The 16,495-nt window shown below is 67.6% G+C and carries 17 protein-coding genes; 8 read left to right on the top strand and 9 right to left on the bottom strand.

The genetic code is table 11. The features are described 5' to 3' along the window. Positions 1 to 19: 19 nt before the first annotated feature. The 4 genes from GO986_RS13295 to GO986_RS13280 form a co-directional block, all read right to left on the bottom strand. A complete protein-coding gene (locus GO986_RS13295) occupies positions 20 to 721 on the bottom strand; it encodes a fimbrial biogenesis chaperone (protein ID WP_157459789.1) in 702 nt (233 codons plus the stop codon). After that, positions 718 to 1,149, bottom strand: coding sequence for a hypothetical protein (locus GO986_RS13290; RefSeq protein ID WP_157459788.1), 432 nt, complete (start codon positions 1,147 to 1,149; stop codon positions 718 to 720). The genes GO986_RS13295 and GO986_RS13290 overlap by 4 nt, the downstream gene beginning before the upstream one ends. A gap of 67 nt (positions 1,150 to 1,216) precedes the next feature. Next, positions 1,217 to 1,741, bottom strand: a complete 525-nt coding sequence (locus GO986_RS13285) for a hypothetical protein (RefSeq protein ID WP_157459787.1) — start codon at positions 1,739 to 1,741, stop codon at positions 1,217 to 1,219. A gap of 320 nt (positions 1,742 to 2,061) precedes the next feature. Then, on the bottom strand, positions 2,062 to 2,577 hold the full coding sequence (locus GO986_RS13280; protein ID WP_157459786.1) for a M23 family metallopeptidase: 516 nt from the start codon (positions 2,575 to 2,577) through the stop codon (positions 2,062 to 2,064). Positions 2,578 to 2,905: 328 nt separating this feature from the next. Between GO986_RS13280 and GO986_RS13275 the strand changes: the two genes are divergently transcribed. The 3 genes from GO986_RS13275 to GO986_RS13265 all read left to right on the top strand — a co-directional run bounded on the left by GO986_RS13275 (position 2,906) and on the right by GO986_RS13265 (position 7,082). Then, entirely contained in the window at positions 2,906 to 4,495 is a 1,590-nt protein-coding gene (locus GO986_RS13275) for a histidine kinase N-terminal 7TM domain-containing diguanylate cyclase (protein WP_157459785.1), read from the top strand. A 69-nt stretch (positions 4,496 to 4,564) separates the two neighbouring features. Beyond that, positions 4,565 to 5,860 carry a M16 family metallopeptidase gene (locus GO986_RS13270; RefSeq protein ID WP_157459784.1) on the top strand — a complete coding sequence of 432 codons (1,296 nt, stop codon included), beginning with the start codon at positions 4,565 to 4,567 and terminating at the stop codon, positions 5,858 to 5,860. Continuing rightward, entirely contained in the window at positions 5,853 to 7,082 is a 1,230-nt protein-coding gene (locus GO986_RS13265; protein ID WP_157459783.1) for a M16 family metallopeptidase, read from the top strand. Before GO986_RS13270 ends, GO986_RS13265 begins: the two co-directional genes overlap by 8 nt. 304 nt (positions 7,083 to 7,386) lie before the next feature. Here the strand turns inward: GO986_RS13265 and GO986_RS13260 are convergent, their stop codons facing one another. The 3 genes from GO986_RS13260 to mqnE form a co-directional block, all read right to left on the bottom strand. Then, the gene (locus GO986_RS13260; RefSeq protein ID WP_157459782.1) at positions 7,387 to 8,253 is read right to left on the bottom strand and encodes a menaquinone biosynthetic enzyme MqnA/MqnD family protein; all 867 of its coding nucleotides are present in this window, start codon (positions 8,251 to 8,253) and stop codon (positions 7,387 to 7,389) included. 121 nt (positions 8,254 to 8,374) lie between these two features. Further along, the gene (locus GO986_RS13255; RefSeq protein WP_224572547.1) at positions 8,375 to 8,716 is read right to left on the bottom strand and encodes a nuclear transport factor 2 family protein; all 342 of its coding nucleotides are present in this window, start codon (positions 8,714 to 8,716) and stop codon (positions 8,375 to 8,377) included. 4 nt (positions 8,717 to 8,720) lie between these two features. Next, positions 8,721 to 9,863, bottom strand: coding sequence for an aminofutalosine synthase MqnE (gene mqnE / locus GO986_RS13250; RefSeq protein WP_157459781.1), 1,143 nt, complete (start codon positions 9,861 to 9,863; stop codon positions 8,721 to 8,723). Between the two features lie 120 nt (positions 9,864 to 9,983). Here mqnE and GO986_RS13245 point away from each other — a divergent pair, with 120 nt between their 5' ends. The 3 genes from GO986_RS13245 to GO986_RS13235 all read left to right on the top strand — a co-directional run bounded on the left by GO986_RS13245 (position 9,984) and on the right by GO986_RS13235 (position 12,512). Continuing rightward, complete coding sequence (locus tag GO986_RS13245; protein WP_198170665.1) at positions 9,984 to 10,994, top strand: GGDEF domain-containing protein; 1,011 nt, start codon at positions 9,984 to 9,986, stop codon at positions 10,992 to 10,994. A gap of 163 nt (positions 10,995 to 11,157) precedes the next feature. Beyond that, the gene (locus GO986_RS13240) at positions 11,158 to 11,496 is read left to right on the top strand and encodes a DUF3006 domain-containing protein (RefSeq protein ID WP_157459779.1); all 339 of its coding nucleotides are present in this window, start codon (positions 11,158 to 11,160) and stop codon (positions 11,494 to 11,496) included. Then, the gene (locus tag GO986_RS13235; RefSeq protein ID WP_369409356.1) at positions 11,493 to 12,512 is read left to right on the top strand and encodes a ComEC/Rec2 family competence protein; all 1,020 of its coding nucleotides are present in this window, start codon (positions 11,493 to 11,495) and stop codon (positions 12,510 to 12,512) included. Before GO986_RS13240 ends, GO986_RS13235 begins: the two co-directional genes overlap by 4 nt. Positions 12,513 to 12,790: 278 nt before the next feature. Here the strand turns inward: GO986_RS13235 and GO986_RS13230 are convergent, their stop codons facing one another. Beyond that, complete coding sequence (locus GO986_RS13230) at positions 12,791 to 13,687, bottom strand: RluA family pseudouridine synthase (protein ID WP_157459778.1); 897 nt, start codon at positions 13,685 to 13,687, stop codon at positions 12,791 to 12,793. A 64-nt stretch (positions 13,688 to 13,751) separates the two neighbouring features. Here GO986_RS13230 and GO986_RS13225 point away from each other — a divergent pair, with 64 nt between their 5' ends. After that, entirely contained in the window at positions 13,752 to 14,498 is a 747-nt protein-coding gene (locus GO986_RS13225) for an FAD-dependent oxidoreductase (RefSeq protein WP_157459777.1), read from the top strand. Continuing rightward, positions 14,495 to 15,502 carry a tRNA (guanine(46)-N(7))-methyltransferase TrmB gene (trmB, locus tag GO986_RS13220; protein ID WP_157459776.1) on the top strand — a complete coding sequence of 336 codons (1,008 nt, stop codon included), beginning with the start codon at positions 14,495 to 14,497 and terminating at the stop codon, positions 15,500 to 15,502. Before GO986_RS13225 ends, trmB begins: the two co-directional genes overlap by 4 nt. A gap of 475 nt (positions 15,503 to 15,977) precedes the next feature. Here trmB and GO986_RS13215 read toward each other — a convergent pair whose 3' ends face one another. Beyond that, entirely contained in the window at positions 15,978 to 16,349 is a 372-nt protein-coding gene (locus GO986_RS13215) for a nuclear transport factor 2 family protein (protein WP_157459775.1), read from the bottom strand. Positions 16,350 to 16,495 lie beyond the last annotated feature (146 nt).

The following is a 16,495-nucleotide window of genomic DNA, read 5'->3' as shown; positions in this document are numbered from 1 at the left end:
CCAAGAAGCGCGCCATCCCTCAGGGAATCGAAAGCGTTTCACTCCATTCCTTGTCGTTGGTGTCGGTGTAACGCAGTTCTAGAGGCCCGCTGACGACACCTTTTAAAGGCAGGCTCAGGGTGGTGCGGCCCAGGACGGCGGTGCTGCCCAATTTGATTTCCTGGCCGCCAGTCACCACCGACAGGGCCCGGAACGTCTGATGTTGATTGCCGCTGTTTATGACGTCTAGTGTTAGGGTGCTGCCATCTTTGCGTGCGCGGAAGCTAATTTTGGGGGCGCTGTTTGCGGGCGTGACATACACCGGGAGCGACAGCTGAACCAGCTGTGCCAGATTCATGTTGGCTGCGCCGCTACTGACCTGCTGGGTCGCTGTGCCTTCGGCCGGCACCTGCTTCACGAAGACCCGGTAGGTCAGTTCGTCGGCCCCTGCCTTTTTCAGCAGGCCCAGGCGAATGACCTGAGACTCTCCTGGCCCCAGAGTGAACGTCGCCGGATTGACCACCACGTCCCGCGTGGAGGAGTAGGCATGCTGGCCATTTTCGGTGGTCCACTTGCGCACCTCGACCTGAAACTTCAGTGTCACTTTGCCTGGGTTTTGCAGGCGCACCTGCGAGGTGTTGGTACGGGCTGGGTCCAGGTTGAACGCCGTGGGGCTGAGGCTGAAGTTCTGCGCCGTGGCAGTGCCCAAAAGGACCAGTGCGGCAAGGGTCAAGCGCTTCATGGTGTTTCTCCTGCGGGGGCAGCGTCCAGTCGGGTGGTGCTGACCGTAAAGGGCAGTTCGTAGTCGCCCCCTGCCAGTCGCCACTGCCCAGGGGCGACCTGCACATTCAGATCAAAGGTCCGCGACCCCGAGACGGTCAGGTCCAGAGGAAGGGTCAGGTGCGCCTGCGCTTCGCCCCAGTGCCCCCGCAGCCGCAGGGTGGCCACGGGGCCACTCAGAGGACCGTCTGGGGTACTCAGTGCCACCACGTAGCGGCCAGCAGCCGGACAATTCACCCGGAAGTGAACCGTGCCGCGCGCGCCCGTCGGGGCGCGGTAGGGCGCCAGATTGGCCGTCAGCTGAACAATCTGGCAACTGGCGGCCGGGCTGCTGGGGCTGGCGCTGGCCGCCGTCCAGAGCAGCAGGAGAAGCAGGGGGCGAATACGCATAGGGGCTCCTTGAGAAGACGCACAACCTGGCAGCGTAGGCCAGGTTGTGCGTCAGGATAGGGTGGGATTACTCGTTGTACTCGAACTTCACTTCCAGGTTGCCGGTGTAGCTGCCGCCGGGGATGGACCAGGCGCTGCCGTAGCCGGTGCCAGGGCCGCCCAGTTTGAAGTCAGCGCTCCAGGCGTAGTACTGGTAAGGGCCGTAGCCCCAGTTGGGGGTGTAGCTGCCGGCTTCGCGGAACTGCACCGACAGGGGGTTGCTCAGGCTCCAGACATCGTTGTTGATGCTGAAGGTGTCACCATTTTCGTTGGTCAGGGTGATGGAGGTGGGCTGAATGACGGTCAGGGCCGTCTTGTAGTTGCAGTCCACGGCCAGCACCTGAGCGGACGAGGTCACGCTGGACACAGCGTTGATCTTGCCCAGGTCGAGGGTGCCCCAGGTGTAGTTGCGCGAAGCGCCGTCAAAGCCGCTGTACGCCGTGACGCAGACGTTGTCGACTTTCAGCTTCAGGGGGGTGGTCTGGGTGTTGGTGGTCACGGCCGAAGCGGTGCCGAGAACAGCGGTCAGGGCCAGCAGTGCAATGTTCCTCATGATCTTCCCTCCAGGGATGGGGCCTACGGTGTGGCCCAGTGATGACTGAATTGCAGGGTCATGCGGCGACCCCCTTCCGTCGTGCGGCCTGCCGGCGACTCGCACCCGATCTCAGCGGTAAGGCTTCCGGCTTCAGGCTCCAGATGGCTTCGGCGCTCCCTCGCTTCTGCCTTCCTTTTCCTGTGACATCACTGTATAAAACCTCACGTTAACGAAGCGTTAATGGCCTCAAACGTCGTGCTGAACGGATAAAATTCTCTATGAGCCCGCCGTGACCTCTGGCTTAAGGCTTCTTAAGCGCTTAACACTTGCGCCGTGCGTTATTGCTGCCGGAGTAGCCCGAACGGATTGATGGCCCCTTGCCCCGTGTAGATGCCGTAATGCAGATGGGGCGGGGTACCGCGCGCGTTGCCGCTGTCGCCCACATAGCCCACCACGTCGCCCGCCTGCACCCAGTCGCCGCGTTTCAGGTTGGGGTACCGCTCTAGGTGCGCGTAATAGTGCCGCTGTCCGGCGGGCCCCAGCACCATGACGGTGCGGCCACCGAGATTGTTCGCGCCCACATTCAGCACCAGGCCGCGCGTGACCGAGCGGATAGGGGTGCCGTGCGGCGCAAAGATGTCCACGCCTTCATGCCGCCGGCCCTCGCTGCGCGCCGCGCCCCAGGTGTCCACGAAGCGCTGGCCCGGCAGCGGATTGGGCAGACTGCCCGCCACCGGCGCGGGGGCGGACAGGAGGGCGGATATCCGCCGCGCCTGCTCAAGCAGCGGCCACAGGAGAAACAGCGCGCCGCCCAGCACGGCCAGTGTTAGTACCACTCCGATGACCCGTCGCATTCGGCTGAGCATGCCGCGTCCCGGCCTCAGGCCAAAACCGGCAAAAGTTGCAGAGTGGGTGCCGCCTTCAGGGCAGATGATACGGATTCCGCTGAATTGCAGCACGGTAAAGACAGGCACCATCTGCGCTTCCAGAGCGCGAAATCCGCATCTGTTCCTGCTCGCTCGCCTGCGGCGCTTTTCAAGTCTGCGGCGCCGCTTTCCAAGTTCGCTCGGATTCCACCCGGCATTCCGCTCGATTCAATCGGAGTCCGTATGAGCTTAAACTTAAAGAGAAACTAAAGGCAGGCCTACTGGCGCCTGCCTGGCCGGCGCCGAGGAGACCTACATGCTGGAATACACCCCATACGTTGTGCCCTTTCTGGTCTCGTTGGGCCTGACCAGTGCGCTGGCCCTGGTGGCGGTGGGTCGCCCCAGTCCAGCGGCCCGCACCTTTGTCTGGCTGATGCTGGGCCTGTCGATCTGGACGCTGTGCTACGCCCTGGAACTGTGCAGTCCTACCCTGGCCGGCAAACACGCCTGGCTGGTGGCCAAGTATGTGGGGGCCGCGCCGACGCCGCTGCTGTGGCTGGTGTTCTGCCTGTACGCCACGGGCCGCGAGGCGTGGCTGACGCGGCGGGTGCAATGGACGCTGGCCGGGTGGGCCGCGCTGACCTTCGCCGTGGTCTGCACCGACAGCGTTCATCACCTGATGTGGACCGAACTGCGCGTGGTGCCCGGCGAACCGGAATTGCAGGCGGGCCACGGCCCTTTCTTCTGGCTGTACGCCGCCGCCATCTACGCCTCGATTCTAACCAGCGTGGTGCTGTTCACGCGCTTTTACTGGACGGCCCAGCCGCTGTTCCGGCGCCAGGGGCTGTTGCTGACGCTGGGCGGATTTGCGCCGCTGGCCGGGCGCATGTCCGAAGACCTGTTTGGCCTGGACCTGCTGCCCCGTGTGGACGAGGTGATTTTCTTCTTCCTGGTCTCGGCGGTGCTGTTTGCCCTGGCGCTGTTCCGTTACAGCGCCCTGCGGCTGGTGCCGATCGCGCACCACCTCGTGGTCCACAACATCCGGGCGGGCATCGTGGTGCTGGACCTGAGTGGCCGCGTGGTGGACCTTAACCCCTTTGCCCGCGAACTGTTCGGGCTGACTGGCAACGCGGGCGTGGGCGCGCCGTCCCATACTGTCCTGCCCTACCTGGCTCCGCCGGACGCCCCCCAGACCACCGATGAGGAGGTCACGCTGCTTAGCCGGGGCCAGCCGGCCTACTTCACGGTGCAGCGCTCGCCCATCCGGGGGGCTTCGGGGCGGCTGAGCGGGCAGGCCGTGGTGCTGTTTGACGTCACCGCGCGCCGGGAAGCCGAGCAGCAGCTCCGGCAACTCGCCCAGAGTGACGCCCTGACCGGCGTGCATAACCGCCGCCATTTCGTGACCCTGGCTGGGCAGGCGCTCGCGCAGGCCGGGCGAAGTGGGCAGCCGTTTGCCGTGGTCATGATGGACATCGACCGCTTTAAAGGCATCAATGACACCTACGGCCACCCGGCAGGCGACGAGGTGCTGCGGGCGGTGGCGCAGACGTGTCAGGCCAGGCTGCGCCGCACGGACCTGTTTGCGCGCTACGGCGGCGAAGAATTCGTGGCGCTGCTGCCCGCCACGTCGGCCCCCGAGGCCCAGCAGGTGGCCGAGGCGCTGCGGGAAGCCGTCGAGGCTTTGCGGCTGGAAGACGCGGGGCGGCCTATTCCAGTGACGCTCAGCCTGGGGCTGGTCGCCGGGCAGACGGCCCAGACCACACAGGACCAGACCCCGCAGGACCTGGACCTGCACGCCTGGATTGCCCAGGCCGACGCCGCGCTGTACGCCGCCAAGACGGGCGGCCGCAACCGCGTCACGCTGGCCGTCTCCCAGGGGCGGGGTGTGGGCATGGCGGTGGGGTAGCCCTGGGGCGCCGGCGCCTATCCCCCGCCGGACGCGCGAAAAAAGGCCGGCGCGGGGTAGAATGGCCGGATGCCTGCTGCTCCTCCCTCCGCCCACCTGTGGACGCTGCCCAGCGGCCTGCGCGTCGCTTTCGAGCGCCGCCGCAGTCCGGGGTTTGCCTTTGACCTGCGGCTGCCGGTGGGCAGCGCCCACGACCCGGCCGGGCAGGAAGGCGCGGGCGGTGTGCTGGAAGAGTGGCTGTTCAAGGGCGCCGGCGGCCGCAGCGCCCGCGCCCTGCAAGACGCCTTTGATGACCTGGGGGTCCGGCGGGGCGGCGGGGTCGGCCCCGAGGCCACGCGCCTGAGCGTCAGCGGCCTGCAGGCTGACCTGCGGGCGGCGCTGGCCCTGTGCGCCGATGTCCTGATGCGCCCCGACTTGCCCGAGAGCGAGGTGCCGGTCCTGACCGACCTGGCGCGGCAGGACCTCGATGGCGTGCAGGACAGCCCGGCCGACCTGCTGGCCCTGGAGGCCCGCGCCGCCGCCTTTCCCCGGCCCCTGGGGTCGCCGTTTGCCGGCTACGCCCACCCGGTCAGTGGCACGCCCGGCGGCCTGACAGCGCTAAGTCCAGCGGCCCTGCGGGCTCACCTGACGCGCTACGGCCAGGCCGGAACGGTGCTGGGGCTGGTGGCTGACCTGGACCCAGCCCAGGCGCACGCCCTCGCGCAGGAGGTGCTCGGTGACCTGCGCCCCGGCGCGGCCGACGAAGTGCCCGCTGATTTTCAGGCAGGCGGGCAGCTTCAGGTAGCGCACGAGGACGCCGAGCAGACCCACCTCAGCGTGCTGTGTCCGGGGGTGGCGCCGCACAGCCCTGACTGGCTGGCCTGGCAACTGGCTGTGGGCGCCCTGTCGGGTGGCAGCGCCAGCCGCCTGTTTCACTCGGTGCGTGAGGAGCGCGGCCTGGCCTACGCGGTCAGCGCCTCGCCGCTGGTCCTGGGGGGGCAGGGCTTTCTGAGCCTGTATGCGGGCAGCACCCCGGACCGCGCCCCCGAAACCCTGGAGGTTCTGCTCTCAGAGCTGGCGCGGCTGCCACAGGGCCTGACGGCCGCTGAGTTTGGCCGCGCCCGCGCGGGCCTGAGCAGCAGCGTGGTCTTTGGCGCCGAGAGCCTGCGTGGCCGCGCCCACGCCCTGACCCGTGACACGGCCCTGTTCGGTTCCCCCCGCGCCCCCGCCGACCTGCGCGCGGCGGTGGAGGCCCTGAGCCTGGACGGGGTGAACACCTTTCTGGCCGGGTACGACCCCGCTGCGCAGGCCACCGTCGTGACCCTGGGGCCAGTGGGCAACACGGTGCCCCCGCTGTCGACACCTCTGGAGACCACCCATGTCTGAGACCCAGCGCCACAACCTGCCGGGCGGCCTGACCCTGCTGCTTGAACCCGACCCCGAGGCTCAGACGGTGGCGGCGGGCTATTTCGTGCGTACCGGCAGCCGCGAGGAAGAGGCCGCCGAGCAGGGCGCCAGTCATTTTCTGGAACACCTGATGTTCAAGGGCAGCGAGGCCGTGGGCGCCGCCGAACTCAATGAGCGCCTGGATGAACTGGGCGGGCACGCCAACGCCTTTACCAGCGAAGAAGCGACCGTCTACCACGCCGCCACCTTGCCCGAGCAGGTGGGCGAGCTGCTGGCCATCCTGACCGAACTGATGCGCCCGGCGCTGCGCCCAGCCGACGTTGACACCGAGCGGGGCGTGATTCTGGAAGAAATCGCCATGTACGCCGACCAGCCCGCCGCCCGCCTGGCCGACGAACTGCGCGCCGACTACTGGGGGGCGCATCCGCTGGGAGGCTCCATTCTGGGGACGCCCGAGACGGTTGGGGCCCTGACCCCCGCCGTGCTGACGCGGCATCACCGGGAGCGCTACGGCGCGGGCCGCGTCACGCTGGCCGTCACGGGGCAGTTTGACGCGGCGGCGGTGCTGGCCTGGGCGCAGGGGGCGCTGGCGGCCTGGCCCGCTGGCCAGCCAGACGCCACCGTCTTGCCCCTGCCGGCCTGGCCGGAGCACACCCGCGTGCTGCACGACCCCGACCTGGCACGGGTGCATGTGGTGGCCGCCTGCCCAGGCCTGGCCACCACCCATCCGCTGCGCGAGGCCGCGCAGGTACTGGCCGACCTGATCGGCGGCGAGAACGGCGCGCTGTACTGGGCGCTGGTGGACACCGGCCTGTGCGACAGCGCCGACCTGGGCCACCTGGATTACCAGGGCGCCGGCACCTTTGAAGGCGGCCTGACCTGCGACCCGGAACGCCTGGACGGCGCGCTGGCGACCTTCCGGGACGTGCTTCAAAATGCCGGAACGCTCATCACGCCGCAGGCGGTTCAGCGGGCGGCGCGCAAGCTGGCCGTGGGGACGCTGCTGCGGGCCGAGACGCCGCAGGGGCGGCTGTTTGCGCTGGGCATGGAATATCTGGCCACCGAGCGGGTGCTGGACACGGCCGAACTGGTGGGGCGGTACGAGCGGGTGACGGTGCCGGACGTGCAGGAGGTGCTGCGGCTCTGTCCGCTAGATCGGTTGACGGTGGTGGTGTTGGGGCCGGTGGGGGAAGAGAAGTAGGCTCGGTTGGCCCCACCCCCCAGCCCCCTCCCCAGAGAGGCAGGGGGAGCAGACGTTGGCACTGGGCAAGAGTTCTTACTAAAGTTGGCTAGCTCGTTCTGTTCATTGATGGGTCTGGCTTCGACGCCATCCGCTGCTCTCGCGAAAGGGCCTGCGCGCTGCGCGCACAATGGCCTCGCCTGGACCTGGGCAATACGGGGCAGGAAGCCTTGGTGCCGCCCGCAGGTTCTACTTTTCAAAAGATGCGGGGATGACTCTCATCCCTTGCCTTGTCTTCCTCTAGCCCACAACCCACGCCCTCTTTTCACCTCTGCCCGCTGCGCACTTCCTCTCGGCGGCCGGGCCTTGGCCCAAAGGTCAGTTCGGCGTGGCCTGGCACCGCCTTGGCGGCGAACTCGTGCAGGCCCAGGCGGTCGGGGGCTTCCAGGTGGTAGCGGAAGTTCCAGAGGTAATGCTGCACCACGCGCTCGGGCAGGCCCAGGCGGGCGGCGTGTCTCTGGGCCACGGCGGCCAGGTGGCCAATCCCTTCGCGCCGCGCTTCCCGCATCGCCTGAATCAGGTCAGCTGGGGGCGGGTTATCTTTGCGGTAGGCCCACACCGCAAACGTAAAGGGGTGACCCGTCAGGTCAAACCACGCGCAGGCCAGGTCGGTCACGGTAATGCCGCGCCCCGTGTTGGGCAGGCTGGTCATGGTGGTCTGCGGGGTCAGGGGCCCGGCGACCCCATACCATTCCCGCAGAGCGCTGTCGCCAATGCGCAGCACGCCGTCGTAGCCCTGGTTCAGCAGGCTCTCGGCGTCGCCCTCGGCGCGTTCCAGCACAGGGGTCAGGCCCCACTCGCGCAGCAGCACTTCCAGCAGCGCCACGCTCATGGCGGACTGCGCGGTCAGGGCGATGCGCCGCACCCTGGCCAGCGACCGCGTATGAAAGAGGTTCACCGAATACACCGGCCCCAGCACCGCCACACTGAAGTCCGGCAGGGCTTCCAGGATGTCGGCGTGCCGGATGAATTCCACCGCGCTGATGTTGGCGATGTCCACCTGGCCTGAGAGCAGTGCCGCGTTCATCTCGGTGGGCACACCCGTAATGGCGGTGACGCTTGGCGGCAATTCCAGGGAATCGAGAATGGGCGCCACGTTCGTGTAATGAATCCAGCCCGCGCGGTAGGTCATGGGCGCTCCGCGTGCGCGTGGGGTGTGGGGCGTGGGGTGTAGGAAGTAGGAACAGCGCGGTACTGGCTAAAGCCAAAAGCAAAAGCTTCTACACCCCACTTCCCACTTCCCACTCCCCCCTTCACGGCACCACCTGCACGCTGACCGCTTGCCACTGTCCCGCCCGCCGGGCATACACGCGCAAAAAGCTCTGCACACGCTCGCCGCCGGCGTACAGCGTGCCGCGCGTGATGGCCGCGTCACCAAACACACGGCTGGCGTGGCGCTCGAACATCAAAGTGGGCGGGGGGTCGCGGCGCATGTTGGCCAGCAGGTCGGCCCTGAAGACCGCCGTACCGTCGGGAAAAAAGGCCAGCCAGTCCTCGGCCAGAACGGCGGCCATACGCTCGGGGTCGCCGTGGTGATACGCAGCATTCCAGGCGTCGTCCAGGGCCAGCACGGCGTCCAGGTCGGGGGCGCTCACGGCGTCAGTCCGCCGCTTCGGTAACGTGGGGAAAAGTGTCCAGCTCGTTGTAATAGGCGTCGCGCAGCACCGGCACGCGCCCGGCGTGCTGAATCATGCGGATCATCCCAGCCTGCGACAGGGCCATAGGGGACGTGGCCCCGGCCGCGTGGGCAATGTGCTCCTCTTGAATGGTGCCGTCAATGTCGCTCACGCCCCAGTCCAGGCTGACCTGCGTCAACTCGCTGCCAATCATGACCCAGTAGCCCTTGATGTGCGGAAAGTTATCCAGGTAGATGCGCGCCACGGCCAGGTTGCGCAGGTCGTCCAGGCCCGTCGTGAAATCGGTCTTGCCCAGGTTCTGCGCCAGGGTATTGCCCAGCGGCTGAAAGGCCAGCGGAATAAAGGCGTGAAAGCCGCCGCCGTAGCGGGCCAGCGAATCGTCTTGCAATTCACGTAGGCGGTGCATATGGTCCAGGCGCTCTTCCAGCGTTTCGATGTGGCCGTACAGCATGGTCGCGTTGGTCCGCATGCCCAGCGAATGCGCCTCGCTGTGAATCTGCAGCCATTTCTCGGCCTTGACCTTGTTTTTGGCCACCTGCTTGCGCACCCGGTCAGCAAAAATCTCGGCGCCGCCGCCGGGCATGGCGCTCAGGCCCGCCGCCTGAAGGTCGCGCAGCACCTCTAGCGTGGGCTTTTTGCTGATCTTGCTCAGGTGTTCAATCTCGGCGGCCGTGAATGCCTTGACCTGGAGGTCGGGGTAGGCTTCGCGCAGGCGCTGCACCATTTCTGGGTAATAGGCCCACTTGTGGTTGGGGTGGTGGCCGCTGCTCATGTGCAGTTCGGTAATGCCGGGCAGGTAGCGGCGGCCCACCTGAGCCACGACCTGTTCGGGGTCGTAGTCCCAGGCGCGCTCCTCGGTCTTGCGCGCGGCAAAGGCGCAGAAGGTGCAGCCGACGTAACAGATGTTTGTAAATTCCAGGCGCATCGAGTGCACGAAATACACCTTGTCGCCGTGCAGGGCCCGCTTGCGGCCGTCGGCCAGGCGCATCAGGGTATTGAGGTCGCGCGTCTGAAAGAGCGCCAGGCCTTCTTCAAAGCTCAGGCGCTCGCCGGCCTCGACTTTCTGCGCGATACCGACCAGCGCGGGATCGGAAATCCACTTCATGCCGCTCAGCATACGGCGTTGAGCTGGGCAGGAATGTCCCCGGCAGGGCGGGCGGGGGCAGCCGCCGGGGGTGCGGGGGTACAGGGGCCGGGCCCCCGGCGTGCCACAATAAGGCGCAAGGTGACCACGTCCACCGCCGATGCCCAGCGCCAGATTGCCCGGTACCGCTCGCTGGTACAGGTGACGGCGGCGCTGGCCCGGCACGCCCGCACGCCGGACCTGCTGCGGACCATGCACGCCCAGGTGCAGGCGCTGTTTGCCACGCCCGTAACTCTGCTGGCCCGGCGCCTGCCGGGGGGCGGCTGGCACTGCCTGACCCTGGAAAGTGACAGCCTGGACGAACAGAATCTCCCCCCGCGCACCGACGGCTTACTTGAGCGTGTGCTAAGCGGCCAATTGAGGCTCCAAAACGACCTGCGGGCTTATGTGGCGCGCGAGGGCCTCAAGGTGGTGCGTGTGCATTTTCGCCATGACCTGCCGCACACCCTGTCGTGGATGGGCGTGCCGCTGCATGTGGGCGACGAGGAAGTCGGTGTGCTGTCGGTGCAGAGCTACGACCTGGACGCCTTTACAGATGAAGACCTGGAGTTTCTGGAGTTGCTGGGCGTTCACCTGAGCATCGCCCTGGAAAATGCCGCGCTGCACGAACAGGTGCAGCGGGAAGCCAACACCGACCCCCTGACTGGCCTGCCCAACCGCCGCACCCTGACCGGGCGGGTGCAGGACGCGCTGGGGAGCGGTCAGCCGCACACCCTGGCGGTCATGGACGTGCAGGACTTCAAGAGCATCAATGACGGGCATGGGCATCCAGTGGGCGACGAGGTGCTGATCGGCGTGGCCTCGCTGCTGGGCGACCTCGTGCGGACAGCGGGCTTTGTCTGCCGGCTGGGCGGCGATGAGTTTGCCGCGCTGCTGCCCTGGCCCCTGACCGAAAGTGAGGCGCGGCTGGCCGATTTTCTGAACCGGGTGGCCGCCTTCAGCTGGCCGGTGCCGCAGGCGCCGCGCCTGAATGTGGGGGCCGTGGCGGCCTGGCCGGGCGCGACCCTGAGCGACTGGCTGCGGCAGGCCGACGCCCGCATGTACAGCGCCAAGCGCCAGCGCGTGCAACTGCTGCGCCAGAGCGCCGACTGAGAGCGGCCCCCAGAGGGGCCTATGGTGGTGCGCTTCAGCTGCTGCTCAGGCGAACGAAGTGAGCTTCTATCACCGACACCAGTGCCCACGGCATTGAGAGGCGCCCTGGTCCTGGGGTGTCCCCACACCTGCCCGGCGGCGCCCTGCGCTACGCTGTGGGCAGATGAACAGGGAAGGCGCCCAGGCAAAAACAGAACAGGCGGAGGAGAACTGGCCCGAACGCTGGACCGTGGACGGCCTGGAACCCACGCCGCGCGGCGTGGTGGCTCGGCTGGAGCGGCCAGACGGCACCACCGTGACCCGGCCTCTAGCCGACCTGCCTGCTGGGCTGGAAGAAGGCGACGTGCTGGCGGTGCAGGACGGCCCTGACGGGGTGACGTTGGTGCGGCTGCCCAGCGTCACGGCCGAGCGGCGGGCCGAGGCCCAGGCGCGGCTGGACGCCCTGAACACGCAGGGACAGGCGGCGCTGCCTCTGAACGACGACGGCGAGGTGACGCTGTGACGGGCGGCAAGGGCAAGAAGAAGCCGGGCGAGAAACCTGCGGCGCCGCGTAAAGCAGGGAGCAAGTCGGGGCCAGCCGCCAGGAAAGTCAAGGCGGCCCCTGCCCGCAAATCGGCCCGTAGCGGGCGCCCACGCGGCCCCAGCGCCTCAGATGTGCTGGGCGTGCTGGTGCTGCTGGGGACCGTGTCGCTGGCCGCCTGCGGCTGGATGCGTCAGCAGGGGGGCGGCGGGGAAGAGGGGGCCCCCACTGGGCCAGCCGGCGAGGTCATCATCCGCTTTCTGGATGTGGGGCAGGGCGACGCCATTCTGGTGCAGAGCCCGGAAGGCAAGAGCCTGCTGATTGACGGGGGCCGCAGCGCCGAGCGGATGCGGGGTCACCTGGAAGCGCTGAATCTGACCGCCCTGGACCTGATGGTCGCCAGTCACGCCGACGCCGACCACATTGCCGGCCTGGTGCCGGCTGCGGCGCTCAAACCCCGGCTGTTTCTCAACAATGGGCTGGGCGGCACCACCCAGACCTGGGAGCGGCTGGTCTCGGCGCTGCAGGACGCAGGCACCACCTTTGCCAAGGCCAGCAATCAGACGGTCAATCTGGGCAGCGTCAAGCTCAGGGTGATTGCGCCGCCCCCCGGCGTGGGCGACGAGCAGAACGAGAACAGCGTGGGGATCGCCCTGCAATTCGGGGACTTCCGCGCCCTGATGACCGGCGACAGCGAGACCCCCGAGACCGAAGGCTGGCTGGCCCAGGACCGCGCCGACCTGCGCGGCCCCTTTCAGGTGTACAAGAGCATTCACCACGGTGCGGCGAACGGCGACAGCGCCGCGTGGCTGGCCAACGTGCGCCCCGAGAATGTAGTGGTCAGCGTAGGGACTGGCAACACCTACGGCCACCCGACCGCCCAGGCGCTGAACCTGTACAAGCAGGCGGGCGCGCGGGTCTACCGCACCGACCGTCAGGGCACCGTGACCTTCCGGGGCCGCGCTGACGGCACGTATACGGCTGAAACCGAGCGGTAAATGGGCAGGGCAGGGCTTTAGAGGTCTTCCAGAAGACGGCAGGTTCACTCGGGTTGTCGCACCGGTAGCGGGGTGCGTGCGGCGCGCCACGTTGAGTTGCTGGCGGAAAAAGGCGCGTCGTCCCCGTTGCTGGCCCGTCAGGCAGAAATCCACGCGGGTTTTTCCATGAGTACGCCGACCTGATGATTAGGCTGAGAAAGTCCCCGTTCAGCTCTGCAGGTCGTTGCCTAGAACCAAAGCCTCGGACGTGTGCGCTGCTCTCAGCGACATTCGGTCTCTTACTGCAGCTCTGGCGGCGGTTCGGCCTCCACCATCATGTGCTGCCCACTCACCGGATGCCGAAACCCCAGCGTCCAGGCGTGCAGCCAGTAGCCCAGGTCGCCGGGCAGTCCAGGTAGGTCAGGGAGAGGGAGGCCGCCAGGGCCGTATAGCGGGTCGCCAACCAGCGGATGCCCGATGCTGGCCAGGTGAATCCGAATCTGGTGGGGGCGCCCGGTGGCAATCTGCACGTCAAAGAGGGTCTGGCCGGGCGGGCGCCGCCTGACCTGTGCCCGGCTGACACTGGGTTTGCCTTCCGGCTGGGCCGCGTACACCGTGCCCAGCCGGGGATGCGGCACCGGGCCAATAGGCGCGGTGATGTCGTAGGTATCCTGCGCGGCCTCACCGCTGCTCAGGGCGCGGTAGACCTTGGTGACTTCGTGGTCGCGCCAGGCGCGGGCCAGGGCCGACCCGGCCTCGCCAGTCCGGGCAAACAGCACCACGCCGCTGGTGCCGCGTCCCAGGCGGTGCAGGGGAGTGGCCCCCGGATACTGCGCGCGCACCAGACTCAGGAGCGTGTGGGCCAGAAAGCCTCCGCCCGGCAGCGTGGGCAGCCCGGAAGGCTTGTTCACGGCCAGCAGGGCGCTGTCCTCGTGCAGCACCCCAAAGTGCAGGGGCGCGGTCTCTTCGCGCCAGGGGGGGCGGTGCCACACCACCACCTGCCCGGCGCGCACGCACTCGTCCCCCTGAGCGCGCCGGCCCTGAACCTCTACCTCACCCGCCGCCAGTCGCTGAGCCCAGACCTCCCGCGCCGAGTGGGGGTAGTGCACACTCAGAAAGTCCAGCAGGGTGCCGGCCTGCCGGACCACCGCCCGGTAGGCGTAACCGGCGTTGCTGGGGGCGTCCTCAGGGGGCATCCCGACAGCATACGGGGCGCCGTGTCCTGGCCCTGCGCCGGTTTCTCACCCTAGACTGCGCCCTATGTTTGGCCCCGCCTCTCCCCGAAGCCGCCCGCAACCTGGGCACCTGTACGACGTGGCCGTCGTGGGCGCGGGCCTGGCCGGCACCGAACTGGCGTGGCGGCTGGCCCGCGCCGGGCAGGACGTGCTGCTGGTGTCGCAGGCCCTGGACCACCTGGGCAACCTGTACCAGCCCACCACCGCTGGCGCCGTATTCGCGCCTGGCAGCCTGTTTGAAGAGGTGCGCCTGGCCCTGGCCCCCGACACTGACGGCTGGACCTTTCACCGCCATGTCAAGGCGCGCATCGAAGAAACCGCCGGTATTCACCTGCTGCAAAGCACCGTGACGGCGCTGGATGAGGACGAGGCGACCGTGACCCTGTCCACCTGGGAAGGCCCGCCCCTGCGCGCCCGCCTGTGTGTGCTGGCAGTGGGCGCCTTCCTGAAGGGCCGCCTGCTGGTGGGCGACACAATGGAAGAGGCCGGGCGGCTCTCGGAAGTCGCCTACGATTTTCTAGCCGATGACCTGGCGCGCAGCGGCGTCTGGCTGGTGGGCGCCGAGCGCCGCGCCGAGGGTGAAGGCGTGGAGCCCCCCTATGACGTGCGTTTTCTGACCCCCGCGCCGGGCGAGCTGGACGGGTTTCGTGTGGGCCGCTTGGACCGGATACGGATGCTGGGCCAGTGCGTGCCCGGCGACCACTCCTATGCCAGCGTGCTGACCGACGCGGCCCGCCTGGCTACCGACCTGGTGACCGAGGCGGGCGCATGATTCTTCGTCTGGGTGATTTCCAGTTTCCCGACGACCCGGCGCGCCTGTATCCGGACACGCCCGGCCACCCCTGGGTGCTGGAGGTGGGGTTTGGCGACGGCCGCTTCTGGCCGCACTTTGCCCGCACCTTCCCCGAGGCGCCCAATTACCTGGGTGTGGAACTCTCGGGCGTGTCGCTGCTCAAGGCGGCGCGCCGCCTCAAAGACGCTGGCCTGCACAACGCCCACCTGACCAAACTGCCCGCCGACGTGCTGGTGCGCGAGGTCATTCCCCACGCCGGCCTGGACCTGATGGTGGTCAATTTTCCTGACCCCTGGCCCAAGGCTGGGCACACCGACCACCGCCTGCTGCGGGCGCCGTTTTTCCGGCTGGCCGCCAGCCGCTTGAAACCCGGCGGCGCCATTCTGCTAACCACCGACCACGATGAGTATTTCGCCTTCGCTTGCGCTGAGGCCGCCTCAAGCGGCGTCATGCGCGTGGAACAGGGCGAGCCGCCCGCCGCCGCCCTGGAAACCAAGTACGCCCTCAAGTGGCGCGACCTGGGCCTGGGTGTCAACCACGCCCGCTTTGTGCCCACCGCCCACGCGCTGGTGCCACACGGCCAGACCGCGCCCTATCCTGCCGACCCTCTCTCTGCCCCGGAGACCGCTGTGCCCCACGCTGTGTTGACCCTGCCCGCCGACTTTCACCCCGCCGCTTTTGACAAGGTCACGGACCGCCGCCCCCCTGGCCGTGATCCCCAGGACGCGGGCTGGACCGTGGTGCTGCTTGAGCTGTATCAGGCGCTGCGGCGTGACGGCTGGGTGGCGCTGGCGCATGTCGTCGAAGGCGAGCTGACCCAGGAAGTGCTGGTGGGTATCACGGCGCGGGAAGACGGCACCCATCTGGTACGTCTGGCCAAGTTCGGCGGCCCGATTATCACGCCGGGCGTGAAAGCCGCCGTGGGCACGGTGACGCAGTGGCTGGAAGGGCAAGGCGCGGTGGTCAAGCACCGGGGGTATTGAGGTCAGGCGAGGCTAACGCTCTGGCCTGCCGTCTGGAGCACTCGCTCTCATAGCGGAACTCAGGAGGGTTGAGGGTGATGATTCTCAACAACCCTGAGGCGAACACAGTGAGTCTCCGGAAGAGACGGAGTTGAGGGGCGTTGTTGGTCCCTCAATGGAACTGGCAGCCGCTGTCAGAAGAACATGGCTGGACCTTGTTCGCCTGCTTGAAGGGCAGTGCCGCTTTCCGAGTCTGCTATAGGGACTCCGATGAAATCCGAGTAGAGCGAGAGAGAAGGTACGAATGCCGCGATATGGAGGCGCAGACGGTACCATTCCGGCTTTGCCGTAATGAAGCGGCATCCGTATCAGGCGTGCTCATGGTCGGGTTGGCGTCCGTCTCACAGAGGGGGTGCGTGGCGCGGATGTGGGGTGACCATCATCCTTCAGGCCAGAGCGGGTGGCCGTCTCGACTGGGGGACTCTGGGCGACGCCTTCAGTCTTGAATCGTATCGGTGGCCTGTGACCAGAGGCAGCGCCACACACCATCTTGGGCCTGCGTGTAGAGATCCAGATGCCAGCATTCCAGGTGGTTGTTCGGGCCACCCTGGAAGGACACGTCGATCACCGAGCGGTACCGGACGGCACCCAGTCCAGGCACCTGCTGCACCTCCAGGGGCGTCACGGGTTCAAAGCGGTGGTACTGAAGAGAGCCGTCCAGCAGGCCCGAGAGATAAAAGGCTCTGGTCCAGACGGCGCCGCTGGGCGTGCACAACTGAAAGTCAGGGTGATGAAGCGCCTCCAGGGTGGCCTGCTCGGCGTGCAGGATTGCCTGAAGTCGCTGCCGCTCCAGCTGCCGTATATCCATCTGCGAAGTCTAGGTCCTGGGTGCGATCAGGCCGTTTCCTCCCGGTACGCCGCCTGAACCAGTTTCAGGCCGGGTGCCAGCGCCAGGGCACGCAGCAATGGGCCTTCAATCCGCAGCACGCCTGCCGTCATGGCGGCCACCGGGTT

It is taken from the genome of Deinococcus arboris (genome assembly GCF_009755355.1).
Lineage (GTDB): Bacteria > Deinococcota > Deinococci > Deinococcales > Deinococcaceae > Deinococcus > Deinococcus betulae.
The sequence above is the reverse complement of the archived record's forward strand: the minus strand, read 5'-3'. Positions and strand labels throughout refer to the sequence as shown.